This window comes from Rheinheimera sp. MM224 (assembly GCF_947090785.1).
Lineage (GTDB): Bacteria > Pseudomonadota > Gammaproteobacteria > Enterobacterales > Alteromonadaceae > Pararheinheimera.
This window is the reverse complement of the sequence record NZ_OX352320.1, coordinates 3,227,794-3,251,832: the sequence shown is the minus strand read 5'-3', so window position 1 is coordinate 3,251,832 and position 24,039 is coordinate 3,227,794. Positions and strand designations below refer to the sequence as shown.

31 protein-coding genes are annotated in these 24,039 nt (G+C 46.0%); 14 read left to right on the top strand and 17 right to left on the bottom strand.

Going from position 1 to position 24,039, the window contains the following annotated elements:
• Positions 1 to 69: 69 nt before the first annotated feature.
• A complete protein-coding gene (gene rlmA / locus OM978_RS15360) occupies positions 70 to 885 on the bottom strand; it encodes a 23S rRNA (guanine(745)-N(1))-methyltransferase (protein WP_264343140.1) in 816 nt (271 codons plus the stop codon).
• A gap of 15 nt (positions 886 to 900) precedes the next feature.
• On the bottom strand, positions 901 to 1,287 hold the full coding sequence (locus OM978_RS15355) for a VOC family protein (protein ID WP_413691235.1): 387 nt from the start codon (positions 1,285 to 1,287) through the stop codon (positions 901 to 903).
• A gap of 155 nt (positions 1,288 to 1,442) precedes the next feature.
• Between OM978_RS15355 and OM978_RS15350 the strand changes: the two genes are divergently transcribed.
• Both OM978_RS15350 and OM978_RS15345 read left to right on the top strand, forming a co-directional pair.
• A complete protein-coding gene (locus OM978_RS15350; protein WP_264343138.1) occupies positions 1,443 to 1,775 on the top strand; it encodes a YciU family protein in 333 nt (110 codons plus the stop codon).
• 99 nt (positions 1,776 to 1,874) lie between these two features.
• Positions 1,875 to 3,467: a hypothetical protein gene (locus OM978_RS15345; protein WP_264343137.1), complete on the top strand. Its 1,593-nt coding sequence runs from the start codon at positions 1,875 to 1,877 to the stop codon at positions 3,465 to 3,467.
• Between the two features lie 2 nt (positions 3,468 to 3,469).
• Here OM978_RS15345 and OM978_RS15340 read toward each other — a convergent pair whose 3' ends face one another.
• Together OM978_RS15340 and OM978_RS15335 are read right to left on the bottom strand one after the other, a co-directional pair.
• The gene (locus tag OM978_RS15340) at positions 3,470 to 4,258 is read right to left on the bottom strand and encodes a S1/P1 nuclease (RefSeq protein WP_264343136.1); all 789 of its coding nucleotides are present in this window, start codon (positions 4,256 to 4,258) and stop codon (positions 3,470 to 3,472) included.
• An 11-nt stretch (positions 4,259 to 4,269) separates the two neighbouring features.
• Complete coding sequence (locus OM978_RS15335; RefSeq protein ID WP_264343134.1) at positions 4,270 to 5,112, bottom strand: 23S rRNA (adenine(2030)-N(6))-methyltransferase RlmJ; 843 nt, start codon at positions 5,110 to 5,112, stop codon at positions 4,270 to 4,272.
• Between the two features lie 366 nt (positions 5,113 to 5,478).
• Between OM978_RS15335 and OM978_RS15330 the strand changes: the two genes are divergently transcribed.
• From OM978_RS15330 to OM978_RS15315, 4 genes are all read left to right on the top strand, one after another.
• Positions 5,479 to 6,543 (top strand): AraC family transcriptional regulator, encoded by a 1,065-nt coding sequence (locus tag OM978_RS15330; RefSeq protein ID WP_264343133.1) that lies wholly within the window; start codon positions 5,479 to 5,481, stop codon positions 6,541 to 6,543.
• Between the two features lie 52 nt (positions 6,544 to 6,595).
• Positions 6,596 to 7,405, top strand: coding sequence for a type 1 glutamine amidotransferase domain-containing protein (locus tag OM978_RS15325; protein WP_264343132.1), 810 nt, complete (start codon positions 6,596 to 6,598; stop codon positions 7,403 to 7,405).
• Positions 7,406 to 7,437: 32 nt separating this feature from the next.
• On the top strand, positions 7,438 to 7,911 hold the full coding sequence (locus OM978_RS15320) for a nuclear transport factor 2 family protein (RefSeq protein ID WP_264343131.1): 474 nt from the start codon (positions 7,438 to 7,440) through the stop codon (positions 7,909 to 7,911).
• Between the two features lie 243 nt (positions 7,912 to 8,154).
• Complete coding sequence (locus OM978_RS15315) at positions 8,155 to 9,072, top strand: tRNA/rRNA methyltransferase (protein ID WP_264343130.1); 918 nt, start codon at positions 8,155 to 8,157, stop codon at positions 9,070 to 9,072.
• A gap of 35 nt (positions 9,073 to 9,107) precedes the next feature.
• On the opposite strand, the gene OM978_RS15310 is transcribed toward OM978_RS15315, so the two are convergent.
• The 4 genes from OM978_RS15310 to OM978_RS15295 all read right to left on the bottom strand — a co-directional run bounded on the left by OM978_RS15310 (position 9,108) and on the right by OM978_RS15295 (position 11,500).
• On the bottom strand, positions 9,108 to 9,368 hold the full coding sequence (locus OM978_RS15310) for a superinfection immunity protein (RefSeq protein ID WP_264343129.1): 261 nt from the start codon (positions 9,366 to 9,368) through the stop codon (positions 9,108 to 9,110).
• 111 nt (positions 9,369 to 9,479) lie between these two features.
• The gene (locus tag OM978_RS15305; protein WP_264343127.1) at positions 9,480 to 10,199 is read right to left on the bottom strand and encodes a LytR/AlgR family response regulator transcription factor; all 720 of its coding nucleotides are present in this window, start codon (positions 10,197 to 10,199) and stop codon (positions 9,480 to 9,482) included.
• A complete protein-coding gene (locus OM978_RS15300; RefSeq protein WP_264343125.1) occupies positions 10,192 to 11,301 on the bottom strand; it encodes a sensor histidine kinase in 1,110 nt (369 codons plus the stop codon). The genes OM978_RS15305 and OM978_RS15300 overlap by 8 nt, the downstream gene beginning before the upstream one ends.
• 64 nt (positions 11,302 to 11,365) lie before the next feature.
• Positions 11,366 to 11,500 carry a hypothetical protein gene (locus OM978_RS15295; protein ID WP_264343124.1) on the bottom strand — a complete coding sequence of 45 codons (135 nt, stop codon included), beginning with the start codon at positions 11,498 to 11,500 and terminating at the stop codon, positions 11,366 to 11,368.
• A gap of 195 nt (positions 11,501 to 11,695) precedes the next feature.
• Here OM978_RS15295 and OM978_RS15290 point away from each other — a divergent pair, with 195 nt between their 5' ends.
• Positions 11,696 to 12,325, top strand: a complete 630-nt coding sequence (locus OM978_RS15290) for a DUF2238 domain-containing protein (protein ID WP_264343123.1) — start codon at positions 11,696 to 11,698, stop codon at positions 12,323 to 12,325.
• 23 nt (positions 12,326 to 12,348) lie between these two features.
• On the opposite strand, the gene OM978_RS15285 is transcribed toward OM978_RS15290, so the two are convergent.
• Both OM978_RS15285 and OM978_RS15280 read right to left on the bottom strand, forming a co-directional pair.
• Positions 12,349 to 13,113, bottom strand: a complete 765-nt coding sequence (locus OM978_RS15285; protein WP_264343122.1) for a DUF4097 domain-containing protein — start codon at positions 13,111 to 13,113, stop codon at positions 12,349 to 12,351.
• A 135-nt stretch (positions 13,114 to 13,248) separates the two neighbouring features.
• Positions 13,249 to 13,872: a lytic transglycosylase domain-containing protein gene (locus OM978_RS15280; RefSeq protein WP_264343119.1), complete on the bottom strand. Its 624-nt coding sequence runs from the start codon at positions 13,870 to 13,872 to the stop codon at positions 13,249 to 13,251.
• A gap of 287 nt (positions 13,873 to 14,159) precedes the next feature.
• Here OM978_RS15280 and ahpC point away from each other — a divergent pair, with 287 nt between their 5' ends.
• The 3 genes from ahpC (at position 14,160) to OM978_RS15265 (ending at position 17,139) form a co-directional block, all read left to right on the top strand.
• Positions 14,160 to 14,726 (top strand): alkyl hydroperoxide reductase subunit C, encoded by a 567-nt coding sequence (gene ahpC / locus OM978_RS15275; RefSeq protein WP_264343117.1) that lies wholly within the window; start codon positions 14,160 to 14,162, stop codon positions 14,724 to 14,726.
• 162 nt (positions 14,727 to 14,888) lie between these two features.
• Positions 14,889 to 16,433, top strand: coding sequence for an alkyl hydroperoxide reductase subunit F (gene ahpF / locus OM978_RS15270; protein ID WP_264343115.1), 1,545 nt, complete (start codon positions 14,889 to 14,891; stop codon positions 16,431 to 16,433).
• A 118-nt stretch (positions 16,434 to 16,551) separates the two neighbouring features.
• Entirely contained in the window at positions 16,552 to 17,139 is a 588-nt protein-coding gene (locus OM978_RS15265; RefSeq protein ID WP_264343113.1) for an excalibur calcium-binding domain-containing protein, read from the top strand.
• Between the two features lie 18 nt (positions 17,140 to 17,157).
• Here the strand turns inward: OM978_RS15265 and OM978_RS15260 are convergent, their stop codons facing one another.
• From OM978_RS15260 to OM978_RS15235, 6 genes are all read right to left on the bottom strand, one after another.
• Positions 17,158 to 17,556: a hypothetical protein gene (locus OM978_RS15260; RefSeq protein ID WP_264343111.1), complete on the bottom strand. Its 399-nt coding sequence runs from the start codon at positions 17,554 to 17,556 to the stop codon at positions 17,158 to 17,160.
• Positions 17,557 to 17,627: 71 nt separating this feature from the next.
• Complete coding sequence (locus OM978_RS15255) at positions 17,628 to 18,614, bottom strand: GGDEF domain-containing protein (protein ID WP_264343110.1); 987 nt, start codon at positions 18,612 to 18,614, stop codon at positions 17,628 to 17,630.
• A gap of 183 nt (positions 18,615 to 18,797) precedes the next feature.
• Positions 18,798 to 19,346, bottom strand: a complete 549-nt coding sequence (locus OM978_RS15250) for an NADPH-dependent FMN reductase (protein WP_264343108.1) — start codon at positions 19,344 to 19,346, stop codon at positions 18,798 to 18,800.
• Positions 19,347 to 19,411: 65 nt separating this feature from the next.
• Positions 19,412 to 19,921, bottom strand: coding sequence for an inosine/xanthosine triphosphatase (gene yjjX / locus OM978_RS15245; RefSeq protein ID WP_264343106.1), 510 nt, complete (start codon positions 19,919 to 19,921; stop codon positions 19,412 to 19,414).
• 72 nt (positions 19,922 to 19,993) lie between these two features.
• Complete coding sequence (locus tag OM978_RS15240) at positions 19,994 to 20,695, bottom strand: YebC/PmpR family DNA-binding transcriptional regulator (protein ID WP_264343104.1); 702 nt, start codon at positions 20,693 to 20,695, stop codon at positions 19,994 to 19,996.
• A gap of 31 nt (positions 20,696 to 20,726) precedes the next feature.
• Positions 20,727 to 21,119, bottom strand: coding sequence for a ribonuclease E inhibitor RraB (locus OM978_RS15235; protein WP_264343103.1), 393 nt, complete (start codon positions 21,117 to 21,119; stop codon positions 20,727 to 20,729).
• A gap of 170 nt (positions 21,120 to 21,289) precedes the next feature.
• On the opposite strand from OM978_RS15235, the gene OM978_RS15230 reads away from it, so the two are divergent.
• Together OM978_RS15230 and sixA are read left to right on the top strand one after the other, a co-directional pair.
• The gene (locus tag OM978_RS15230) at positions 21,290 to 21,844 is read left to right on the top strand and encodes a hypothetical protein (protein ID WP_264343102.1); all 555 of its coding nucleotides are present in this window, start codon (positions 21,290 to 21,292) and stop codon (positions 21,842 to 21,844) included.
• A gap of 6 nt (positions 21,845 to 21,850) precedes the next feature.
• Complete coding sequence (gene sixA, locus OM978_RS15225) at positions 21,851 to 22,321, top strand: phosphohistidine phosphatase SixA (protein ID WP_264343101.1); 471 nt, start codon at positions 21,851 to 21,853, stop codon at positions 22,319 to 22,321.
• Here the strand turns inward: sixA and OM978_RS15220 are convergent.
• Positions 22,279 to 22,947: an ACP phosphodiesterase gene (locus OM978_RS15220; RefSeq protein WP_264343100.1), complete on the bottom strand. Its 669-nt coding sequence runs from the start codon at positions 22,945 to 22,947 to the stop codon at positions 22,279 to 22,281. The two genes, sixA and OM978_RS15220, sit on opposite strands and share 43 nt — an antisense overlap.
• A gap of 99 nt (positions 22,948 to 23,046) precedes the next feature.
• Here OM978_RS15220 and OM978_RS15215 point away from each other — a divergent pair, with 99 nt between their 5' ends.
• Together OM978_RS15215 and OM978_RS15210 are read left to right on the top strand one after the other, a co-directional pair.
• Complete coding sequence (locus tag OM978_RS15215) at positions 23,047 to 23,649, top strand: DUF2799 domain-containing protein (RefSeq protein ID WP_264343099.1); 603 nt, start codon at positions 23,047 to 23,049, stop codon at positions 23,647 to 23,649.
• Positions 23,650 to 23,652: 3 nt separating this feature from the next.
• Positions 23,653 to 24,039, top strand: a complete 387-nt coding sequence (locus OM978_RS15210) for a hypothetical protein (RefSeq protein ID WP_264343098.1) — start codon at positions 23,653 to 23,655, stop codon at positions 24,037 to 24,039.

The following is a 24,039-nucleotide window of genomic DNA, read 5'->3' as shown; positions in this document are numbered from 1 at the left end:
GTACAACCAACGCCTGAGCTACTGCCCTCCAATGGATCCGCAGGGACCAATGCAAGGGCTTTGCCAGTATTATACTGAGCGATTTTTCCGATACATGTCTAAATAGAAATTCAGGCTAATTTGTGGCGAACTTGCAGCAAAAATCTGCTTTTGCTCCGGTTTAAACTTCCAGGCTAAAGGGGTCATTTCCAACAGATTTAACACCATGTCAGCAGGTAAATCGGTTAGCTTTAGTTTCAGTTCCTGACGCTCTTGATGCTCAAAACCTGGAATGGCTTCGATTTGATCGCTATGCAGACGCACTGAACTGTATACCTGCTGTTTGATCTCCAGCAAATGCTCTGGAGCAGGAGTCACGGTCAGCAACAGGCCATCAGTTTTTAATACCCGAGCCAGTTCTTCTGGCTCACAAGGCGCACAAAGTTTTAATGCAGCATCAAAGCTCTGATCGGCAAAAGGCAGATGCCAGGCACTGGCGACACAAAACTTGATAGCAGGGTAGCTTTTCGCGGCTTTTTTGATGGCTGTTTTAGCGATATCCAGGCCGCACAATCTGAGTTCTTTGTCTGCTAAAGCCTGCATCAGCCTGTTGCTGTAATAGCCTTCGCCGCAGCCAAGGTCGAGCACCACAGGCTGTTGTGGTAACACTGCGGAAAAATACTGATTTACTGCATCGGACAGGGGCTGATAATAACCTGCATTTAAAAAGTCGCGGCGGCTTTGCATCATCAGCGGCGAATCGCCCGGGACTTTAGAGTTTTTTTGCTGCACCGGCAATAAATGCAAATAGCCCTCTTTGGCGAGATCAAAGCTATGGTTTGACGCACAAACAAAGCTGTTATGGTGTTGAGTCAGACTTTGTTGGCAAAGCGGGCAACGGTACATACAAACATCTCCGGTTTAATTCAGTTGCAGCAAGTCCCAGCGGGTGCCGTACAAGTCTTCAAATACAGCGACAGTACCATAAGCTTCTTCGCGTGGTGTTTCGAGAAACTTTACGCCTTGTTGTTGCATCCGGGTATGATCACGCCAGAAATCGTCTGTATTTAAAAACAGAAAAACCCGGCCACCACACTGATTGCCTATCTGTTGTTTTTGCTGCTCGTTACTGGCTTTGGCCAGCAAAATAGCAGTCTCTACAGCACCTTGGGGCCGCACCACCACCCATCTTTTTTCACCTTGTGGGCTGTCTTCTACTAATTCAAAGCCAAGCTTTTGTGTGTAAAATTCGATAGCTTCATCATAGTCAGCCACTAATACACTAATCAAACCTAAACGTTGTTTCATCATGCTCACTTAGCGCAGATCCAAAAGTGGCGCTATGCTACCGACCCGCCGCTTGGGATGCCAGTAAATATTCGTGTTTGAGCCGGCTTTGGCTGGGCATACTCAGCATGCAATTGGTATACTGCGGCCTTTGATTTGTCTGTGTGGAGAAAAGAATGTCTGGCTCAGAACTTGAACTCTGGACTTTGGATGAGTTGTGCGATCATGCTTTTGCTATTTTTGAAGAGTTAGCAGAAGACAACTTGTCCGCTGAAGATTATGCGTTGTATCAACAACATGCAGCTGCGTCCGCTTATGTGGATTTAGTACCAGCTACAGACGACTGGGTTGATATGATCGCTATGGATATTGACCCCGAACTACATGTAGAAGCTCATATTGGTTTGGCTGATATCAATGGGGTAGCTGAGATTGTTCTTGCCAGAATTTTACTGAGCAAAGAAAAGTATGAGACTTTATGTCATGCCCGTTGGCGTGGACAAGACTAAAATCGGTTAAAAAATTAGCCAAGTCTCGGATTTTGTATCGTTTTTTCTAAATTTTTCTTTTGCGACTGGCCATCTTCCGCCTACACTAAAGGGGTGTGAGTGGCCGGATCATCGATCAGAGAAAAACGAGGCAAAGGTTTGAGTCTTACCCGATTTGATTTTAGTAAGTTATTTGATCTCAATGTGTTAGTTGTTGAGTCTGATCCTGCGTCTGGTCATCAGTTAAAACAAATACTGACCGGCCTTGGCATCAAAAAGGTGGAGCTCAGTCGCACAGCTCAGGATCTGTTGAGCAGCGAAGGTACTGCCCCTTACGATGTAATTTTCCTTGATTATGATGCGGAACCCTCTTTGGTTGGCGCCGATCTGATTGAGTTGCTGCTGCACAAAAACATTGTTAGTCCCTTAAGTCGTCTGGTGGTGTTATCCACAGCGACAGAGCGGCAGAAGCATGCCGTGGATTATCCTTTTCATCAGATTGATTTTCTCGACCGGCCTTGCAATAAATTCCATATGGACGAGCAACTCAAACTGCATGTCCGCCTAAAACCTTTTATGGATCAGATCCTGCCTTTGGTGCACAAACGTCGTTATGTTGATGCTTTTAAATTGATAGGTGAGCTGCAACAAAAAGCTGGTGCTGACACGCCAGTGGCTGTGCTGCAACTAAAAGCTGAAATGTTGCTGGAGCTTGGGGTTTGTGATGCAGCTTCAGCATTGATTAAATCAGCTTGTGCCAAACAGCAGGGCTGGGCCTTGTGGTTGCAGTTCTTACTGGATTACGAGCAAGGTGATCTGCAGTCCTGCAACAGCTTTTTAGTCAATGTGACCGAAGAAGTACTGCGTTATCAGGAACGAAAAGAAGTCTGGCAAGTGTATCTGGCGCTGGAAAATGAAGACTACGCCGCTGCGCTCAGTGTGGCTGTTAAATTCCCGGCTGCCGGTATGTCGACCCATATTACTCAGTTAGTGCAATTGGTGATGATGGTATCGGATAAAACAGAACAGGCGATTGAACTGATAGAGCGCAAAAGACGGCAGGCAGGCAGTGGTTACCAGTTTTGTGTATTGACGGTGAGTTTATGCAAGCTGTTGCTGTTTTTAATGGCTCAGCCGATGCCGGAGCAGAGAGTTTCCCAGTATCAGACCATGTTGCAGCAATGTTTTCGTCAGTTGATCAGCGACAAAGAGGCCAGTCAGTTTGCCGCTGATATTATCTGGTTGCAGGGCAGTTTAATCTGCCAGGCCGATGGCAAAGAAGCCGCTATTGCCTTCTTAGAGAAACAGAAACAACATTTAGCTGCTATGCAGATGTCTGTTGCCAGTCAGTGTCATGGCGCCACCCTGATGGCCAGCCTTGGTAAGATGAATGCAGCCTTTGATTTAATGTATCTGGCGAACAAAGCGCTGAATTTGCTGCCGCACAGCATACATAAAGTTTATGCCGGTTGTGTGCATCAGCAGGCCTTTCATTTGATTTATGCTGCGGCGGACAGAGGGCAGGTTTATGCCCAAATGGGCTTACGACATGAAAAAGAAGGTGAATTACGCCCTGCTGCTCAAATGTATTACAAGGCGTATCTGGCAGAACCTGGTTACTTAACACATCAGGAACACTTAGCAAACTTGCTCAGCCAGTTAAAGCTAAGCAAGTTTAAAACTTTTGTGCTGGAAGAATTTAACCAGCGCTGAGGTTAACCGCCGTTAGCTGCCGGATTAAAGCTGTGCTCCAGCACTAAAGCCAGACGCACTGCAGCTTGTTGCAGTCGTTGTTCCAGCTGTGGCAGATGCTGTTGCTGGTAACGCTCGTCTATTAACATACCTGGTTTATAGCCCTGATAAATCAGTTTCACTAACAACACCGACTCATTGGCCCAATCCAGCACACTGACGGTTTGCCACTGCTGCTGTTTAGTTTTTAACGCCCGATACAAAGCTTGCTGCTTCGCATCATCCTGGTAAGAAGCGGCTTCCAGAATACGGCTATCCCAGACGCCATGTAAATTCGATGGCTCACCAGCAAAATACACTGCAGTTTTATTGCCCCCTAAATCATCGGCATAACCAGCGTGCAAAGGTTGATGTAAGTCGCCAATAAAGTGGCCAACAAACAGCAGAGCCTCCAGCTGAGTTTTTGACGGTGCAAAAGGCGTCAGCTTTTTCCGTTGTTGTTCAATAGCCGACAAGACACAACCTTCGGCAGGGCAGTGCTGCATAGTTAACTTAGTGTCAGAGCGCTGGATATTGATGTAATGCCAGACCTTGGTGTGCTGATATTCCGGCAAGGAGCGTATCTGATCCGGCCAGGAACAGGCTTTGGTAAAATCGTTTTGTTCGTGCAATTGCATCAGTTGCTGCACTTTTTGCTGGCTGACCGGGCTTAATAACTGATAAGCCATAGAGCACACCATCTGGTGGCCTAATTCACCAAAAGCAAACACTGGGCTACAAAATAGCACCAAAGCTAAAACCAGAGTACGCATAGAGTATTTCCTTATTCATCCACGAGTTGAGTGACTTGCCAGTGGGCGAGCGGGCTTTGTGAAAGCAATGGTGCCAGCTCTTTTAAGCAGTTTTCCATATCTTGTTTCAGCGTAAAAGGTGGGTTAATCACCAACATACCACTGCCCGTCATACCAAAACCTTCAGCGTCTGGCTGTGGGCAATATTCTATCCGCAGCTGATTACGAATTTGTGTATCGACAATGGCATCAATAAAGCTTTCGACCGCCTGACGTTCGATCACCGGATACCAAATGGCGTAGGTACCTTGTGGAAAACGCTGCACTGCCTGTTCTAAACCTTTGATCAGGTCCTGATACTCGGTTTTTAACTCATAAGGCGGGTCAATCAGCACTAAGCCGCGTTTAGCCAAGGGGGGCAGCATGGCGCGTATGCCAGCCCATGCGTCCATTTTTTCAATACGGCTGTGTCTGCGACGCTGAAACTGGCTGGCCAGAATAGGATGATCGCTAGGGTGTAATTCGGTGGCCTGAATGGTATCTGTAGCGCGACATAACAAATCGGCAATTTTCGGTGAACCCGGATAAAAAGCTAAATCGTCGCTGTCGTTCACCAGCCTGATGGTCTCCACATAAGCTTTGATATCAGCATTTGCGCCTTGATAGTTCCAGAGTTTGCCTATGCCTGTCTGATATTCGACAGTTTTTTGCGCTTGTTCGCTATGCAGGCTGTATAAGCCGGCACCGGCATGAGTATCGTGATAGCAAAAAGGCTTATCTTTGCGTTTTAAGTAATTCAGGATACAAATCTGCACCAGATGTTTAATCACATCGGCGTGATTACCTGCATGATAACTATGACGATAACTCAGCATAAGCCCACTCTTTAGATAGTTTTTGGATCGTTTTTAAGATGGTGTTCGCGTTGATGGCGCACTAAAAGCGCAAGCATACTGCGCCAGAGCAGAAAGGCAAGTATTCTGTGAGCCAAAGCAGTGCGGTGCTGTAACACCACACACCCGACAGAGTGCCTGACCTTGTTTGTTTTTAACTGTTAGCATAAACGGCATGATTGAGGCTTCCGAATGGCAAGGCTTGATAGTCTGCAATACCCTCACCAGAGTGGAGCTTACCTCCTGGATTTGTGGCACTAAGGTGTTCGTTCAGTGAAAACTCATTGCAGATCAACACGAATAACAGGATGATTCGGTAACGAAGTGCCGTTCCAGCGGCGGGGACTCATGATGTTAAACGAACACCTGTTGTTTTTTTTCTCTGGGCTTGGTGCATTTAATGGCTTGGCTTTGGCATTTTATCTATGGTTTGCCGGTAAAGCATCTGTTGCACAACGTGCTCTTGCTGTGCTGATTTTGATGGTCAGTGTCCGCACCGGCAAATCCGTGGCCTTTTATTTTTTACCAGATACACCAGCTTCAGTGATGCAAGCCGGCCTGACCGCTTGTTTATTGATTGGCCCGGCTTTATATTTTTTCACCCGCACCAACCTTTCTACCTCCGGCGAACTGGGGCGTTTTGAATTGGTGCATGGCAGTGTGCTGGCTATAGTGGCTATTACCCTGAATCTGTTTTTGCCTTATGCAGACTACGCCGCCATCTGGCATGGCTCTATTGTCAGCACTGGCAACTGGCTTTGGTTAATTTATCTGCTGGTCAGCACAGCCTTACTGGTAAAGCAGCGCCATCGTTTGCCTGAAGGTAGCGCCAGGTTATTGCTGCTTGCTGCCAACGCCGGGCTTTGGCTGATTTGGCTGGCGTATTTAACCTCAGGTTTTACCTCTTATATTGTTGGGGCTTTGTCGTTTTCCTTTGTGCTTTACCTCTGTGTGGCTGTCGCATGGGGCTTGCGGCAAGGTCAGGCGCCGGTTGAGCCTTACCAGGACAGGCGAATTCCGGCAGCTGAAGCTGCCGCAGAGTTGCAGCAGTTGGCTGATTTGATGTCCCGTGAGCGGCTGTATCTTGACCCTAGCCTGACGCTTGCACGGGTGTCGAAGCGTTTGGGCATTCCTCAGGCGCGCTTGTCGCAGTTGCTGAATGACAACAACGGCACGCCGTTTAAACACTATGTCGCACAATTGCGGGTGGTCGAAACCCAGCGCCTGCTGCTGCAACAACCCCATCAAACGCTGGAAGCTATTGCGGAGGCTGCAGGCTTTCAGTCGATGTCAACTTTCTACGCCGCTTTTAAAAAGGCCAATGGCTGTACACCTGCGTTGTTCCGCGAGCGTGCTATCACTGCGGAAACAGGTTTCAGTAGTGCGGGAACAGCTAGCAAGACCTTGATTTAAATCATTTTCGCTTAAGGTGAATGCTCCTTTAACTGAGACGGAGCTTTTCACTATGATTTGGAAAAAATGTTATCAACTGCTGCTATGCCTGCTGTTTAGTGGCTTTTTAACTACAGTGCAGGCACAAGCCAGCAAAACCCAAGCCGACACAGCAGCAACCCCAGCTGGTCGGGTATTGTTTGTGTTGTCCAGCAGCAAGTTCCACGGTAATTCCACTGTGCCTGCCAGCATCAGCTTTGGCGAAGTGGTGCATGCCTGGGATACCTTCCATAACGCAGGTTATGCCATCGACTTTGTGTCCCCTGCCGGCGGCGCAGTGCCGATAGACCCGACGGTGCTAGGCCCACGCTTAATTGAACGATTGAAAGATCAGCGCATTATGGCCGGCCTTACCCAAACTCATACTCCGGACGAGATTGATGCCACTCTTTACCAGGCTGTGTATTACGTCGGGGGCAGCAACGCCATGTATCAGGTGGTGGATGACGTTCGGCTGCAAGACATTTCACGACATATTTACGAAAAAAATGGCGGCGTGATTTCGGCGGTGTGCCATGGCACAGCGGGTATTGTCCGCCTCAAACTCAGCAATGGCCAGTATTTGCTGGCAGGTAAACGTGTCACCGGCTACCCGGAAGATTATGAAGACCAATCTGCCGCTTATTTTAAGCACTTGCCGTTTTTAATGCGCCAAACCATTGAAGATCATGGTGGCTTGTTTAAAGCGCCGGATCCGGAGAAGCCCTATATCGAAGTGGATGGCCGTTTAGTCACTGGCCAGAACTATCCGTCTGCACCTTTGGTGGCCAGCGCCGTTGTGCAGATCTTGCAACAGCAGAAATCAGCCGTAACCCAACCTTAATCGTTTATTTCATCTAAAAGGAAACCAGTTTTATGAACACATTTGCAAAAACCTTGGTTGTAACCTGCCTGAGCCTTGGCTGGATTGTGTCTGCCGCTGCAAACACTAATGTCAGTGCACAAGCTCCTGTGCAACAACACGCCGAATATGCCGCCATCGACAGCGCCATGCAAACCATGATGCAAGCTTTTGAACAAGGCAGTGCACCAACCGCCTTTCGGGTGATCCTAAAAGACACAGTAGTAGTCGGCTACTCGGGCAAACAACAAAAAGTTGTCAGTGTCTCGGGTGAAGAATGGGCTAAAGGTTTTCAACCGGCTCCAGATGAAGATCAGCGTCACCGTCAGTATCAAATTCTGGATATCACTGACACCGGCGCTGTGGTGAAAGTGATGCTGGATTACCCACAATGGCTAGGAGTGGATTATCTGGCCATGACCAAAATCAACGGCCAGTGGCGGGTGGTTAGTAAGTCATGGAGCGGCACTCCAAAAGTGGCCAAATAAAGCAGCTTAATCAACTGTATGACGAGCTCCAGCTCAGCATCTGCAGGGGCGCATTAGTACGCCCCATTTTACTTACAGGACCCGCTGATCATATAGCTGCGGCGTTTCAGTGTTTTGCTTGCTCTGTGAGTCATCAATAGTGCCCTGTTCTGCGGATAGAAAAATAGAAGTATTGTTGCCCTGTAGCTGGTAAAATCCGCCGCATTTAGGATTACAGGCCGCAAGGCGCAAGCAGGAAATGTTATGTCACAACACAAAGGCAAAGGCGAAAAAACAGCCAATCCATTGCATAAGCCCTGGACCAAAGACGCTGGTGCAAAAAATGCGAAGTCAACGGCGAATAGAGCCAATCGCGCTGCTGCGTTAAAAGCGCCAGAGACAAAAGCTGTTCAGCCTAAAGCTGTGTCTGCCAAAGTGTTAAAACAAAATCGCCAGGAAGAAGCCAAAATTTATGGTGAAAATGCCTGCCGTGTGGCCTTTTTGCAGCGCCCTGAAGCTTTAGTGCGTTTGTATTTAAGCGAGCAAATGGCACCAAAGTTTGCCGATTTAATGAAATATCTGGCTGCCAATAAAAAAGCCTACCATGTGGTATCTGAAGCCGAGCTTGAAAAAGTAGCAGGCAGTCAGCATCACGGTGGTGTGGTGCTGTTGGTTAAACGTAAGGCTGTGTTATCACTGGCCAGTTATTTAACTCAAAATGGCCGTAAAAAGCAGGATTGCTTGCTGGCATTAGATGGTGTCGGTAATCCGCACAATTTAGGCGCTATAGCCCGCAGCTGCGCCCACTTTGGCATTAGTGGCATAGTGATGAAAGACCCGGATTTACTGGCACATGGCGCTGCAGCCCGCACAGCTGAAGGCGGTGTTGAGTTTGTTGAAGGTTTAAGTTGTGACAACCTGCCTTTGGCATTGCAGCTATGTAAACAAGCGGGTTATACCCTGGTGACTACCTCAAGCCATGGTGGCGTATCACTGTACAGCAGCCAGTTGCCAGCTAAAGTCGTGATAGTCTTTGGTGAAGAAATGTTTGGTGTATCTCAGTCTGTGGCTAAGTCTGCCGATATCGCCTTACAAATTCCTGGCACAGGTAAAGTGGAATCGTTAAATGTCAGCGTGGCTGCCAGCCTGATTTTAGGCGAATGGTATCGTCAGCAGCAGTAAACAACACGAAGCGTCTGAGCATGAAAAAGCCCTGATTAAACAGGGCTTTTTTCTGGCTGCTTTTTCTCCATCATTTTACCCGTGACAGCCCAGACTATTAATGCGCCCCAGGCAATAAAGGAAAAACCAGCTGGTATATTGGCTATTAAAATCAGTTTTAAATGTTTGCGGTTAAAAGCCAAAGCAAGCAGGCTTGGCAAAAAGTAGACAGCCAAAAACAAGGGTAAAAAAATCAGCCATTGTGTCAGTGAAGCTTTGGCAAAAGCGCCGCTTAAAGTCGTCATCATTTCGTTCATCTTTTAACCCTCTGTAAGATCCAAGTTTGTGATTCAACAGTTTCAGAGTAAAAGATCCGACTGACTACGCCTTATAAAAAGTGATTTTCGGGCTATAACGAGGAAATACGGTTAACCCCAGGCATTAAACAACTGTTTTAGTTGCTGCACCTGACGGCGGCTGACTTCTACTGCAGAACCATCTTTGAGCACAACAATCAGGGTACCAGCAGCCAGACCTGGTTCAATCTGTGAAATAGCATCAATACGCACTATGTCGGAGCGGCTGACTTTAAAAAACTGCTGTGGGTTTAAGCGCATCTCTACTTTGGATAAAGAGCTGTGTAAAAAGCTTTTGCCATCGTCGCAGTAAACCGCAGTGTGGTTGCCAATGCTTTCAAAACGCTGAATTTCATTTAATCGTTTGATCCGGCTGACCTCGCCAAATTTCAGCAATATGCCATGTTGTTCAGGCAGGTAACTGTGTTGCTGGCCTGCAGAGTGTTGTTGCTCCAGCTTTTGAATGGTTCTTTCCAGCCGCTCTGGCGCTACAGGCTTTAATAAATAATCCAAAGCATTAAGTTCAAAAGCGTCCAGCGCATACTGGTCAAAAGCAGTACAAAATACAAAATGGCAGTGTGACTGTAATTGTGGTGCCAGCTGCAAACCCGATAAACCCGGCATCTGAATATCTAAAAACACCAAATCAAAAGCTTGCTGCTGCATCAGCTCTAAAGCCTGCTCCGCTGTGCTGGCTTCGGCCTGAATACTGATCTGTGGGTAAGGACTGAGTAAGCGACGCAATTCGGCTCTGGCTAACCTTTCGTCATCCACTAGTAAAGTGTTAAACATAAGGCAGCTCCATACGCACTTCAAACTGATGCTCTGTTTTAATCTGCTGACAGCGAATACTATCTCCCAGTTGCAACTGCAGTCGTTGTTGTAAGTTAGCCAGTGAACTGCCAGTGCCTTTAAAGGGGCTTGCGGCTTTGTAGCTATTGCTGACCGATAGCACCCACAAAGAGTGGCTTATTTTTTCTGCTTTGACTTTCAGCCAGCCAGGTTCGGCATTAGGGCTGATGCCATGTTTAATCGCATTTTCAATCAGTGTCAGTAAAGTCAGCGCCGGTAGTTTTTGTGTCAGGCAATCGTCAGCCAGCTCAATATGGGTTGCCAGTCGTCGCTCTAATCGAACCTGTTCTATTTGCAGGTAAAACTCTGCGGTTTGCCACTCTTCAGCCAAAACGGCGACAGGGCGCATTTGGGTTTGTAAATGAATACGCAACAGTTCAGATAATTGAGTGACGGTCTGTGCTGCCTGCTGTTGATTTTCAAAAATTAAGGCTCGTATTGAATTTAAGGCATTAAACAAAAAGTGCGGGCTTAGCTGGTAGGTCAGTTGCTGAATTTGAGCTTGTTGCATCTGTTGTTGCAACTGCTTCTTTTGCTGCAGATTGTGCCAGAATAAATAAATCAGGCTCCAACCGAGCAACACAATCAGGGAATTAAAACCACCCAAAAGCCATTGATTAAATTGAGAGAATTCCATCAAAACCTGCTGGTTTTGGTGGTTAAAGCTGACCGTATCAATTTGAGTAGTTTTTAATAGCTCCAGTTTGGCCGTTAACATCGAAATACCCGACCAGAATAAAGATACAGCGATTAAATATAAAAAACTCCAGGACAGCGTAAGCAGTTTCTTTGTCGTGTTAACCAAGTAAAGCTTCAGCACAGGTCTTAACAGCAGATGCGTTATCAGTAATGAACTGGCGCCGTCAATCAATCCTCTGATCAGAAAACGTGAGGCTATGTTGTTATTCTGGATCTCCAGAAAAGGTTGCATCATCACCAGATAGCTGGCAAAAAACAGCGTGATAAAAATCAGCTGGCCGAGCAGATAGGCTCTGCTAAAACGGCTTGATAATTCAACAGCACGACTTAAAAAATCAGACAAGAGAAGGCTTCCAAAAGCAGACAACTTTGATGTTTTACCGTAGCTTACAAAAAACAACAAGAGGTCAGGGTAATAGTGTCAGCAAAGTGCCTAAAGCAGGTGCTGTTTTTAATGTCAGGTAAGGACCCATAGCGAGAATAAAACTCAAGCTGGCAAAACTCAGTATAAAACCCGTCAATCGTTGTTTGGTATTTTCCATTATCCAATCCTCTCCGCTGAACTGGCGTCAGTGTGCGGTAAATGTTGGCATTTGTTTTACAAAAAGTGACCAGCGGTGAGTTAAGGGGATAGAAGGTTATTTTTGCTTTGGAACAGGCTTACATCAGTCTGGCCTTGTATTTTGACTGCTTTATTGGTTTGATAGCCGTAACGAGTTGGGAAAGGTGATATCAGGATGAAGCAAGGGGTATGGTTGGCTGTATTTTTTATCGTTCTGATCTGGTCTGGTATTGCGCCTAAAGATCAATTTACCTGGTTTCTGGAAGTTTTACCGGCCTTGATTGGGTTAGTCGTGCTGGCTGTGACCAAAAGTCGCTTTGCGCTGACGCCTTTGCTTTATATATTGATATTGCTGCATTGTGTAATTTTGATGGTTGGCGGTCATTATACTTATGCAGAAGTGCCACTCTTTGACTGGATCAGAGACTGGACGGGCGGAGAGCGCAATAATTACGATAAAGTAGGGCATTTTGCTCAGGGTTTTATCCCGGTGATTATTTGTCGTGAGCTGATTTTGCGTAAAGGTTTAATTTTTGGCCAAAGCTGGCAGTGTTTTTTCAGTGTCTGTTTTTGCTTAGCTTTCAGCGCTTTCTACGAGCTGATTGAATGGTGGGTCGCCTTGTTATCAGGTGAAAATGCAGAAGCTTTCTTAGGAACTCAGGGGTATGTCTGGGATACTCAGTCTGATATGGCCTGGGCGTTAAGTGGCGCTTTAATTGGCTGGTTTACCCTTAAGGGTTTACATGATAAACAATTGCGGCAACTGCGCGCTGCAGCGGAAAAAAGTCAAAGCCAGCATGGCTAAGCTTTGACTTTTTTTCCTGTAGTTTAGTCTTTGTTTAAGCTGACAGGGCCATTGATCTGGTCAATTTTGAGTTCGCCTGAACCATCGTCCAATAAAGTAAAACCACCCGCTTGTTGCACGCGGATATCGCCAGAGCCATCACTGACACTGACCATGCCTTTTACCTGCTGAATATCTGTGTCACCCGAGCCATCCTCCGCCAGCACAGTGCCTGCAACCTGCTGAATCAACAGATCGCCTGAGCCATCTTCCACAGTAAGGTTGCCACTTAGCTGGGTCAGACTGACATTACCTGAACCATCTTCCAGTACCAGATTACGGCCACCTTGTACTGTTAAATTGCCCGAGCCATCTTCAATCACCAAATCTGAGCTTAAGCCTTCAATACTGATATCACCTGAACCGTCTTCCAGCGCCAATGCCAGTTCAGCCGGCACTTTGACAACCAGATCTGCATAAGCAGAAGAACCAGTACACATACCAATACAGGACCCGCCGACAGCTTTAAGCACAGCAGCTGAGCCTTGTTTTTCCAGTGACAAAGTAAAAGGTTTGTCTTCGCTGGAATACAAATCCGCAACCACCTCAATTTGGGTTAAGCCTTTGATACCGATAATTTTCAGGTCGCCTGCTTCAGTTTCAGCTTTTAATTCAGTCAAATCAGCGGCACTTAACTGCAAATGGAGTTGTTCGTGTTTTAGATCTTCAGCCGCAGAACTATTGCCTACGTGAATAACACAAGCACTGAGTAATAATGTCGGAATACAGACAGCAATCAATTTTTTCATAACAGGTCCTTAAAGCAACTCCTTAATAGTGCTGCTAGTCTGCCTGTTGTGCTGAGGAATTGCAAAAGAACGGCAGGAGTTAAAATTATTTAAAAACAAAGGCTTATAAATTGTTACTCTTTGCCTTTAAATGTTTCAGGAACTGTATACGGCTTTTTGGTAACGCGAGAATAACAGTTGAACCCGCTCTACATAAGTCTGAGTTTCAGCGTAAGGTGGGATACCCTGATGTTTATCTACAGCCCCGGGCCCAGCGTTATAAGCCGCCATTGCCAGTTTAATATCGCCTTTATAACGTTTGAGTAAAGAGGACAGGTAAGATGCACCACCCTGAATATTCTGCTGCTGGTGCCAGACGTTTTGTACACCCACTTCTGTCGCTGTATCTGGCATCAACTGCATTAAACCTGCAGCACCACTTTTGGATAATGCTTTAGGATTAAAAGCGGATTCAGCATGGATCACCGCTCTTAATAAAGCAGGGTCTAGTTGATGGTGTTGCGCCGCTGTGGTTATTTCCTGCTGATACTTCTGTAAAAACAATGGCGTATTGTGCCAGTTCACAGTGCTTTGCAGGTCACAGGCGAAACAGTCAAAGCGAACCAACTGATAAGGCCTGTTTTTTGGTGCTCTGTCAGAAAAAGCTGTTACACCATTGGCTTGCTGGTAACGATACACGGGTGGATCATCAGCAACCACGGCAGTCGCCACCGCTAAAAAAACACCAGTTGTCAGGACTTTCGCTGCTTGAAGTTTCAATTTATGCCCCCATTTCAACACTGACTTATTGAGCATAGTCATTCTTTGCATTTTTTGTGGTACTCGTTAGCAAAGAGAGAGTGCAGCTCAGAACTGTATGTTTTTAGTGTTGTCATAGTGGCACTGTAGAATAAAGTGGAAAAACAGATAAATAACTGTATTTTCCAATCACAAAAACAGATTAAGTTTATAGATTTAATTCGTTATCTCAAATCGTCTGGAACAGTTATTCTTTGTTCCATCGAAGCGAGTTCAATTTTAATAACCAACCAACATGGAGTAAGACAATGTCTTCAATTATCAACAGCACCATCAAGCCATTTAAAGCGACTGCCTTCCATCACGGTAAATTTGTTCCAGTGACTGAACAGGATCTGGCAGGCAAATGGTCAGTAGTAGTGTTCTACCCAGCTGACTTCACTTTCGTTTGCCCAACTGAATTAGGCGATCTGGCTGATTTCTATCCTAAGTTCCAGGAAATCGGTGTTGAAGTTTACTCAGTATCTACTGACACGCATTTCACTCACAAAGCGTGGCACGATGCTTCTGACACTATCAAAAAAATCAACTACCCAATGATCGGTGACCCAACAGGTACTATCACTCGTAACTTCGGTGTGATGATCGAGGAAGAAGGTTTAGCTTTACGTGGTACTTTCGTAATCAACCCACAAGGCGAAATCAAAGTTGCTGAAATTCACGACTTAGGTATCGGCCGTAGCGCTGCAGAACTGTTCCGTAAAGTTCAGGCTGCACAATACGTAGCAAACCACGACGGTGAAGTATGTCCAGCTAAATGGACTCCGGGTGAAGCGACTTTAGCTCCATCTTTAGACCTGGTTGGTAAAATCTAAGTCTGATTAAGACTGCAGGGGCTGAGTTCTCAGCCCCTATTTAAAATAAATTTGTGAGTTTTGCTCACCAGAATTTACTGGTACGGCGAAGCTTTGTCCAAAAGGGCAGTGGCAATCCACCTGAAGGTGGCCGTGACTGTGGCTATAAGAAAGGGGCCAAATATGTTAGATACTAACCTAAAGAACCAATTAAAAACCTATTTGCAAAACCTGAAAAGCCCGGTGGAGCTGGTAGTTGCGTTAGACGGCAGCGATAAAGCAGCCGAGTTAAAGAGTCTGGCCGAAGATATCGCCGGTTTAAGTTCGCTGATCCATTTAAAAGATGAGACAGACCCTGCAGTATTAAAGCCATCTATGTTGGTGCGCTCTACTGCGAAGAACACTCAAATTCGTTTTGCTGGTGTGCCTATGGGCCACGAGTTTACCTCTCTGGTGCTGGCTTTGTTGCATTCAGGTGGCCACACCATTAAAGAAGAAGTTGCTGTGCTGGAGCAAATTGCTTCTTTACAAGGTGAATTTAACTTTGAAGTGTTTGTATCTTTAAGCTGTCAGACTTGTCCTGAAGTTGTTCAGGCACTGAATTTAATGGCGGCTGTTAACCCAAGCATTAAAACCACCATGATTGACGGTGCTGTATTCCCTGATGAAGTCAGCAAACGTAATATCATGGCAGTACCTACAGTGTATTTAAATGGTCAGCAGTTCTCTCAGGGCGCTATTACCCTGACCAATATTCTGAACAAAGTCGACAGCGGTGCTGCGGCTCGTCAAGCTGAAGCTTTGAAAACCAAAGACAACTTCGACATGCTGATTGTGGGTGGTGGCCCTGCAGGTTCTGCAGCTGCTATTTATGCCGCCCGTAAAGGCCTGAACACAGGTATTGTTGCCGAGCGTTTTGGTGGCCAGGTTGCTGATACTGTAGGTATTGAGAACTTTATTTCTGTCAAAGAAACTGAAGGTCCAAAACTGGTGGCTAACTTAGAGTCTCACGTTCGTCATTACGAAGTGGACATTATGAATAGCCAAAAAGCAGTGAAACTGGGCAAAAACGACTTGTTTGAAATCACGCTTGAAAACGGCGCTGTGCTGAAAAGTAAAAGCATAGTTCTATCTCCTGGCGCCCGTTGGAGAGAGATGAACGTGCCTGGTGAAAAAGAATACCGTGGCAAGGGTGTAGCGTATTGCCCACACTGTGATGGTCCTTTGTTTAAAGGCAAAAAAGTAGCAGTGATTGGTGGTGGTAACTCTGGTATTGAAGCGGCTATCGACTTAGCGGGTATAGTTCAGCATGTCACAGTGCTGGAATTTGACAGCACATTACGTGCAGATGCAGTGCTTATCAAAAAAGCGCAGTCTATGGGCAACATCACTATTATCACTCAAGCGCAAACGACAGAAGTGTTGGGTGATGGTCAGCGAGTTGTTGGCTTACAGTACACTGACCGTACCAACGGCGAAAGCAAAACTGTTGAACTGGCCGGTATCTTTGTACAGATTGGTTTAGTACCAAATACTGAGTGGTTACGTGGTGCTGTGGAGTTAACACCACGTGGTGAAATCATCGTCGACAGCCACGGCCAGACGTCATTAAAAGGCGTGTTTGCCGCAGGTGACGCGACTAATACACCATTCAAGCAAATTATTATTGCGATGGGCAGTGGTGCAACAGCGGCTTTAGGTGCTTTTGACTATCTGATCCGTAATTAATAGTTCATTCTGCTTAAAAGGGCTGCTTTGCAAAAGGTGGCCTTTTTTTATGCTTGTAAAACAAATGTGATTTAGGTTAAATAAGGTGTTTTTAAAATAGATACAACAGGACGTTGAGATGTTACATCAGGGAAAGTTAAGAGACTGGAACCCCAGCAAAGGCAGTGGCTTTATTCAGCAGGATAAAGCAGGACCGGATATTCGTATCAGCAGCAGTGGTTTTCGCAAAAAACCTGAGAAGCTGCAAGACGGTGACTGCATTTTCTTTCAGATTGAAGTCGACCCACAAGGTATGCCTAAAGCTGTATCAGCGTACAGAGCAGGTCAGCATTTTGCTCCAGCCCCTGCAGTGAAAAAACCAGCTTTGTCATCTTTGCCATTCCAGCAGTTGTTATCTGTAGTGGTGACTTTTTCTATTCTCGCCTGGCTTGGTTATCAATCGATGCATTTGTTCAATGCAGAGGCAGCTTCGCCAGCAGTTGCAGGGTTAGTTGAAACTGATGACGAGCAAAGTACTACTGCTTCATTAGAAAATCCGGTGTGGCCACCCATACAAGCACAACAAAACCCGCAATTTCAGTGTGAAGGTAAGCAACACTGTTCTGAAATGAGCTCCTGTGACGAGGCCAGGTTTTATTTAAAAAACTGCCCTAATGTGTTGATTGATGGTGACAACGATGGCCGTCCTTGTGAGAGGGATTGTTGACATGGCTGGTTTTAGCTATTAGCTCAACGCCTGGCGTTTTTCAAATAAGGTTTTGCTGTAGCCCACTGCAAAATAAATCATCAGGCTATGAAAGACCATGACTGCGGCATAAGTTAAAGCGGCGTTGGTAAAGTGCTGTGCTGCAATAATGCCCTGTGGGCTACTGAAGGTTAAAACAGCCTGGATCAGCGCATCACTTAGAATCAGGGCATAAATCACTTTTTGGTTTTGCTCTGTGTTTAAAAAAGCATTTTGTTTTTTACAGTAGTGATAAACCAGAAAAATAGTCAGGGTGGGCAGTAACAAAACATCCTGAATAAAACCAAGTTTGATGGCGGAGAAATAATTCGCTAAAGCCAAAGCCAGCAATACCAAAATTTGAATAGCAAAAAAACGGCTGATGATAAAAGACAACATAAAAGACACCTGCACTGAATGATGATAGTCAGCTTAAAGTATTGTTCGGTATTTGGCGCTTCGACTTAAGTCTAAGACTGAGTTGTTGCTTGCTCTGCAGGCTGCGCCGCAATAACCACCTGATTCCGACCCTGATGTTTGGCCTGATACAACGCAATATCGGCATTTTGTAACCAGCTTTCCCAGTCATTGGCGTGCTGCACTGTCGCTATACCAATAGAGGTAGTCAGAGCTGAACCATCTGGTAAGGCTAATTGATGCCAGACTGCGTGACGGATTTTTTCTGCTAAACGATGTAAATCAGCTAGCTGAATTTCTTTAATCAGCAGTACAAACTCTTCGCCACCATAACGAAACACCGAATCCTGCTGGCGGATCATTTGTTTTAACAAAGGCACTAGCTGACTCAAAATTTGATCGCCGACCTGATGGCCAAAGTTATCGTTAATGCGTTTGAAATGATCCAGGTCCAGCAGCATTAAACCACTGACCACGCCTTTGTGTTGATGTTGCTGGATAGCATAAGTTAATTCATCGGTCAGAGAATGCCGGGTGGCGGCCCCAGTCAGCGGATCTGTAGTGGCTAAGCGCCGTAATTCCTGACGCTGCAGATGAGTGCGGTAAGCAAAAATATAAGCAAAAATACTGGTAATTAAAGTTGTGGTAATAAACGCCAGCAGTTGAAAGCTGTTGGCAAAAATAGCGGACTGTTCGGAAAAGTGCAGCGACACAATAGCGCTGACCATCAGTAACAGCAGCAATAAGGCTTTGATAGGCGCCACTAAAAAGAAAATAAACACCATCAGTGGGTAAATCCAGAACAGTACATCCTGCCCGAGCTTCATGCACACTAACACAGCGCCAAAACAAAATACGGCGGCCATTAAAAAGCCGGGTTTTTCGGTATCACCAGTACGCCATGCCATCAGAACTGAAAAGGTACTGACGGCAATCATTAGCAAATCTACTACACCAACCAGATAATTCCCCGTCGCGATACGGTACAAAGCGTAAGGCAATAAAGTACCACTGGCTATCACTCCAACCAGAGTAATCATTGACAGGTGGAAATCATTTTTTAAGCGTTGTAACAAGCTCTACCTAGGTCCTTGCCACTTCGGATGGTGGCTTTGTAAAAAAATGTAATATTCTTATCAGGTTCTTTACTCTGACAAAGAAAGCAGATGAAAACAACTTTATTGTTTTATCTGCTTTTTTTAACCTTTGGTACTGTGATGCGCTTAGTCTTTAAAGCGCAATGCCAATTGCTGTAAAGCATCCAGTTGCTGCACTATAAGGCTTTGGATTCGCTCGTCTGTCAGTTTAACCTCTGCATCGAAGGTATTGGCAAAAGCGTTACAGAATACTTCGGGTTTATTCACCAGATGCAAGTCTAAAAATACGCAAACCTGACGTAAATGGTATTGAGCTCTGGAAGTCCCCATACCGCCACCTGAGCCCATAATAGCAGCCACTTTACCAGCCATTAAAGCATTGTTGGGTTCACGGGATGCCCAGTCGAGCGCATTTTTCAGAGCGGGCGCAATAGAGTAGTTGTATTCAGGGCAAGCGAGCAGCAAGGCATCGGCTTTAGCGAATTGTGCCAGCAAGCGTTCAACTGCTGCGGGTTTGGTTGTGAGGTCAGAATTATAAAAAGGCAAATCAGTTAAATCTGCCAATTCAATGTCCATACCTTCGGGGGCATGGGCCATCGCATACTCTACCAGGGCTTTGTTGGTCGATTTAGTTCTTAAGCTGCCACAGAGGGCCAGTACTTTTAGTCCGGACATTGGATTCTCCTTGATGTTAAGTTGTACTCTACACTAAGGCTGAATCAGCTGTATGACAACCTGATTTAAAACAAATCAAGATTTAAAAAAGGGATCATCGCCAGAATTAAAGCCTGATGATAAACAGAACTGCGACTGAGTTTGTGCTGAGTCAGCAGGGCTATGGCTCCCCCTTTTTGTTTGATATTGTGCTGATTAAACATCGCATCCATCACATCACCCAACTCTTTACCTTGCTGCAATTGCGACAAAGCCTCGGGCGGCAACATTAAACTGGCAGAGCGGGCTTTGCCAATCTTGCCCTGATGTTCAATCACCATCCAGGCAAAAGTAAAATCACCGTCTAAACCCGCTTCTATGGCGACACGAAAATCAGCCTCGAACCCTGCCAGTTCAGCCACTCTGTTCATCGCACCTAATAAGGTTTCATCACTGCTCATCGGCTGGTCGGCAACACCACTGGGTACTGCAATTCCTTGCACATCCAAGCTTTCATCGGGGAACAGGTCGGCAAAAGCAGAGGCAACAGCTTTGATTTTGGCCGGATTGGCGGAGGCTACTTTAATAATTAACATCGCAGTACCTATGTATCAAAATTTGGATAAAACAAAGGCGGCCACAGCCGCCTTCATCTTTAGTTTGCAGTATTAACCCGCTAAACCCACATACACATGTTGTACGTCATCGTCAGCGTCAATGGCTTCCAAAAAGGCTTCCACTTCGGCGCGGGCTGCATCATCCAAAGTTACCGGGTTATTTGGACGATACACCAGTTTGGCTGAAGTGACGTTAAAACCAAAAGCAGGCAATGCTTTGCTGACGGCGTCGAGATCTGTAGGTTCTGTTAAGAATACGCTGTCGCCTTCTTCACCTTCTTCAAAGTCCTGTGCGCCAGCTTCAATAGCAGCTACTTCTAAATCGGCATCAGGTGTCACGGCGTGAGCCACAATTTCACCTAAGTATTTGAAGTCCCATGACACTGAACCTGAACCGCCTAACTGGCCTTTACGGAACAGTACGCGGATACTCTGGGCTGAACGGTTTTTGTTGTCTGTTAAACATTCAACAATGACCGGTACCTGATGAGGCGCAAAACCTTCATAAACGACAGTTTCATAGTTGGCTGGGCCGTCCAGTAAACCAGCACCTTTTTTGATGGCGCGCTCTAAAGTATCACGTGGCATCGACGCTTTTTTCGCCGCTTCAACTGCAACACGTAGTTTAGAGTTCATATCAGGGTCGGCACCGTTACGGGCTGCAACCATGATCTCTTTGGCTAATTTAGTAAAAATACGGCCTTTGGCAGCCGAGGCGTCGGCCTTATGTTTAACTTTCCATTGAGCGCCCATTGCTTCTCTCTCGTATTTGTATCAGTAAAAATTAATGCTGGTGACCACAATCATGGTCACAATCGTCGCCGTGTTCATCATCAAAATCGTCATCGCCGTCCTGATGTTGCATCACGCCCCAGCCATCATTGTGGCCGCTGAATTTCTTGGCAAACTTATCCAGTTCAGCTTCACGTGCTGTGACTGCTGCATGCTCCGGCACCATGGTTTGGCTGACAATCAGCTCCCACTGTTCCAGATCGTTGAAGTGTAATTCCACTTCACCTTGCAGCTCGGATGCCACTAAAGCCGCCATAGCTTTTTCTGCTTGGTCTTTGTTTTTAAATACCAGATAAAAATCAATCGCCAGAGGCTGGCTTAAATCTATTCCGGCGTCCATTAAGGCACGTAGCATATCGCCGTTGCCGTCATCAGGAAATTGCATGGTCCGCTCTCCACATCAGTTAAAAGGCCGACCCGGTAGGCCCAGTGCGGCAAGTGGCCGGATTATAGCAATATTTTCAGCAGTCTGTGTATCGCAATCTGGTGTGGAACTTGACCTATGTCATAGATAGTTTCAGACTCTCGAACAATAGAATTAAAGAGTTAGTCGCGATGAAACTACTTTGGCTTATGTTGTTTTATATCAGCTTCCCGCTATGGGCTTGCTTGCATGCCAGTCATGGCGTTCACGGCATGGTGTTATTGCAGGTGGAAAATCAGTTGATTGCCTCCCATTTGCCTTTTCCTGCTGGTAAACATGCGCATCAGATTGTGCTTCAGATCAGCAGTGATATGCCGAAGCTGGTCCTGCAAGCGCTCAAGGAAAAACGTTTAGTCACCCTGGAGCCGCAGCCTTTTGCTTTAAATGATTTACAGCAGGGTAAACTGAAGAGTTTTAATGCACAAGTCTATCTCGGTCACTTTGAGCGGGGTGGTAAGGACCTTGGCACTGTCACTGTGCAAGTGCAGCAAAAGCTGTTGGATAAAGCTGTAGGCGCAGTGGCTGAGCAGAACGCTGTTTATCGTATACCGCTCACGCAAGGGGAGTTGTTGGTAAAAGCCATTTCAGGTGAGGGCGCTGTAGATGAAATTAGTTATCAGGCAAAAGACAAAAAAGCAGAACAACTGTATTTTGAAAGTGCAGATTTTGCACCAGAAGCGAAGTAACCCCTGATGCTGCTGTATTTAGTGCGTCATGCCACAGCGCAGGACAGAGCTTTGGGTCTGCCGGACCCAAGTCGCCATTTAATAGACAAAGGCATTAAACAAAGCCAAAAACTGGCCGAATTCTGTAAAAAGCTGCAGTTAAAACCACAGATGCTGCTGACCAGCCCTTTGGTACGCGCTGAACAAACTGCGCTGTTACTGCATCAGCACGCCGATTGGCCTGAACCACAAAAACAGGCCTGGCTGATTATTGAAACCCTCGCAGAAGTGCAACTCAAGGCGTTAACAGACTTAATGGCTCAAGGGATTGAGTCTGTTTGTTGTGTGGGCCATGAGCCTGATATTTCTGCTTTGCTGGCGCTGTTACTAAATACAGACTCCGGGCATTTTTTTATTAAAAAGGCCTCTATAACAGCGCTTGAACTCAGGTTTGATCAGGCTGTATTACTTTGGTCTTTGCCTGTCGCTTTGCTGTAACGATCAAAGGCCAGAAGCGGGTTTTGTTCTATCGCCGCTTGTTGGATAAAAAGCTGTAACTGCGGAAAAAAACTTAAAAAGAGTAGTTCAGTTTGCTGCTGAAGTTCTGGCAATTCATCTGCTATCGCAGCATAACGCGCGGTAAAGCGGCCACGTGACGCCATACGGCGCAGCGAATATTGAATACCTTCAAGTTGCACGTAGTTACCAAACCAATCTTGTTCGGTCACAGCCTTAAAAGTACTGGCCATAGCGTCCGGCATCTGTGGCAAATCATTTTGCAAGCTGCGGTACAGTTGACCTTTGTACTCTGTAAAATCTGAATCATAAAAATGTCTCCAGTATTTAATCAGGCAAAAATCAAACAACATATCCAGTGTTATAGGTGCAAAACGCCGCATATCAGGACTGAACCACAAACGGGCAGCCCGTACTTCCGGATGATGATCGGTAAACCAGTCGACTGCTCTGTGGTTATATAAACCAGCAGCAACTGCAGGGCTTAACAATTCCAGTTTTGTACCATGGTAAAAGTCGCCCAATAAATTGCCAATACGGGAATCAGAACTTGGTTGTGCGAACAACAGATGAGCCAGATAATTCATTACAGCTAAAGGTCTTTGCAAAAACTCTGTTTAGTCTAAGGCAAAAAAGATGTATTTGCTGAACTAATCCGCTATAAGTAGGGGTCTGAAGTTTATAGAGAATACAACGGGATAGGTGTGATGAAACAAGGTGTTTTACTGATAGCAATGTTGGCGCTTACTGGCTGTAGCAGCATCAGTCCACAGGAATGTCAGGTGGGTGATTGGTTTGCTATAGGTAAAACTGATGGCCAGCAAGGTATAGCCAGCAGCAAATTTCGCAGTTACCAAAAAGAATGTGCTGAACATGGCATGAGTTCTGATTTTAAAGCCTACGAACAAGGCCATGCTGAAGGGGTTCTGTTGTATTGTACTTATGATGCCGGCCGCGAATTAGGTCAAAGTGGTGGCGCCTATAACAAGGTTTGCATTGGTGCTTTAGAACCTCAGTTCCGTTTAGGGTATGACCGTGGCCGCAAATGGTATCAGGCTGAATCTGCTTTGCTGAATTTGCAAAAAACTCTGCAGCAAAACGCTGGCACTATAGACAGTCTTGAACAACGTATTGACGACAACAGCAGAGAATTGAGTGTGCTGAAAGATAAGCAGCAGAAACAAAATCTGCTGGATGAAAATCGTAATTTACAGCAAGAGTTACGTCAGTTAAATCAAATGCAAGGTCAGTTGCAGCGTGATTTAAAGCAGGCTGAGTTGCAATTTAGTTTGATCCAGCAAGGTGGCTAACGCATGAAGCTTCCGCTCAGCTTGCTGCTTATTATTCCTTTGCTTACGCAAGCTGCGCCTTTGGATCTACTCTGGACGACTGAAAAACTGCTTATTGCAGGGCAACAAAGTCGTATCCCTCATCAACCTGAATGGCCCGTCAAACAAGCCGAGCTGGTTGCTTACGGTATGACAGGCGTGGTGCCAGACGGGGTGAAATGCCAGCTCGAACTTAAACTTCAGGACGAACTGTTGCTTAGTTTACCTTGCACTAAACGTTATGTGCTGGAGCGGCCTTTACGCATTACGCCTGGTATGAGGCTGGAGTTGTATCTGCACAATACCAACCTGTTTAGCCCCGGTGAAGAAGTAGTGTTGCGTAACAGGTTGTCTTTGGAAGTCGCTGATTAA

Coding starts and splice junctions, on each gene's coding strand:
- OM978_RS15235 (WP_264343103.1), bottom strand. CDS start 21,119: ATGCAATTTCCTGATGACGGCAACGGCGATATGCTACGTGCCTTAATG.
- OM978_RS15305 (WP_264343127.1), bottom strand. CDS start 10,199: ATGTTTAACACTTTACTAGTGGATGACGAAAGGTTAGCCAGAGCCGAA.
- sixA (WP_264343101.1), top strand. CDS start 21,851: ATGCTGCTGTATTTAGTGCGTCATGCCACAGCGCAGGACAGAGCTTTG.
- OM978_RS15355 (WP_413691235.1), bottom strand. CDS start 1,287: ATGAAACAACGTTTAGGTTTGATTAGTGTATTAGTGGCTGACTATGAT.
- OM978_RS15215 (WP_264343099.1), top strand. CDS start 23,047: ATGAAACAAGGTGTTTTACTGATAGCAATGTTGGCGCTTACTGGCTGT.
- OM978_RS15265 (WP_264343113.1), top strand. CDS start 16,552: ATGTTACATCAGGGAAAGTTAAGAGACTGGAACCCCAGCAAAGGCAGT.
- OM978_RS15315 (WP_264343130.1), top strand. CDS start 8,155: ATGTCACAACACAAAGGCAAAGGCGAAAAAACAGCCAATCCATTGCAT.
- yjjX (WP_264343106.1), bottom strand. CDS start 19,921: ATGTTAATTATTAAAGTAGCCTCCGCCAATCCGGCCAAAATCAAAGCT.
- OM978_RS15330 (WP_264343133.1), top strand. CDS start 5,479: ATGATGTTAAACGAACACCTGTTGTTTTTTTTCTCTGGGCTTGGTGCA.
- OM978_RS15240 (WP_264343104.1), bottom strand. CDS start 20,695: ATGGGCGCTCAATGGAAAGTTAAACATAAGGCCGACGCCTCGGCTGCC.
- OM978_RS15260 (WP_264343111.1), bottom strand. CDS start 17,556: ATGTTGTCTTTTATCATCAGCCGTTTTTTTGCTATTCAAATTTTGGTA.
- ahpF (WP_264343115.1), top strand. CDS start 14,889: ATGTTAGATACTAACCTAAAGAACCAATTAAAAACCTATTTGCAAAAC.
- OM978_RS15290 (WP_264343123.1), top strand. CDS start 11,696: ATGAAGCAAGGGGTATGGTTGGCTGTATTTTTTATCGTTCTGATCTGG.
- OM978_RS15255 (WP_264343110.1), bottom strand. CDS start 18,614: ATGATTACTCTGGTTGGAGTGATAGCCAGTGGTACTTTATTGCCTTAC.
- rlmA (WP_264343140.1), bottom strand. CDS start 885: ATGTACCGTTGCCCGCTTTGCCAACAAAGTCTGACTCAACACCATAAC.
- OM978_RS15285 (WP_264343122.1), bottom strand. CDS start 13,113: ATGAAAAAATTGATTGCTGTCTGTATTCCGACATTATTACTCAGTGCT.
- OM978_RS15230 (WP_264343102.1), top strand. CDS start 21,290: ATGAAACTACTTTGGCTTATGTTGTTTTATATCAGCTTCCCGCTATGG.
- OM978_RS15320 (WP_264343131.1), top strand. CDS start 7,438: ATGAACACATTTGCAAAAACCTTGGTTGTAACCTGCCTGAGCCTTGGC.
- OM978_RS15210 (WP_264343098.1), top strand. CDS start 23,653: ATGAAGCTTCCGCTCAGCTTGCTGCTTATTATTCCTTTGCTTACGCAA.
- OM978_RS15310 (WP_264343129.1), bottom strand. CDS start 9,368: ATGAACGAAATGATGACGACTTTAAGCGGCGCTTTTGCCAAAGCTTCA.
- OM978_RS15335 (WP_264343134.1), bottom strand. CDS start 5,112: ATGCTGAGTTATCGTCATAGTTATCATGCAGGTAATCACGCCGATGTG.
- OM978_RS15250 (WP_264343108.1), bottom strand. CDS start 19,346: ATGTCCGGACTAAAAGTACTGGCCCTCTGTGGCAGCTTAAGAACTAAA.
- OM978_RS15295 (WP_264343124.1), bottom strand. CDS start 11,500: ATGGAAAATACCAAACAACGATTGACGGGTTTTATACTGAGTTTTGCC.
- OM978_RS15340 (WP_264343136.1), bottom strand. CDS start 4,258: ATGCGTACTCTGGTTTTAGCTTTGGTGCTATTTTGTAGCCCAGTGTTT.
- OM978_RS15350 (WP_264343138.1), top strand. CDS start 1,443: ATGTCTGGCTCAGAACTTGAACTCTGGACTTTGGATGAGTTGTGCGAT.
- ahpC (WP_264343117.1), top strand. CDS start 14,160: ATGTCTTCAATTATCAACAGCACCATCAAGCCATTTAAAGCGACTGCC.
- OM978_RS15325 (WP_264343132.1), top strand. CDS start 6,596: ATGATTTGGAAAAAATGTTATCAACTGCTGCTATGCCTGCTGTTTAGT.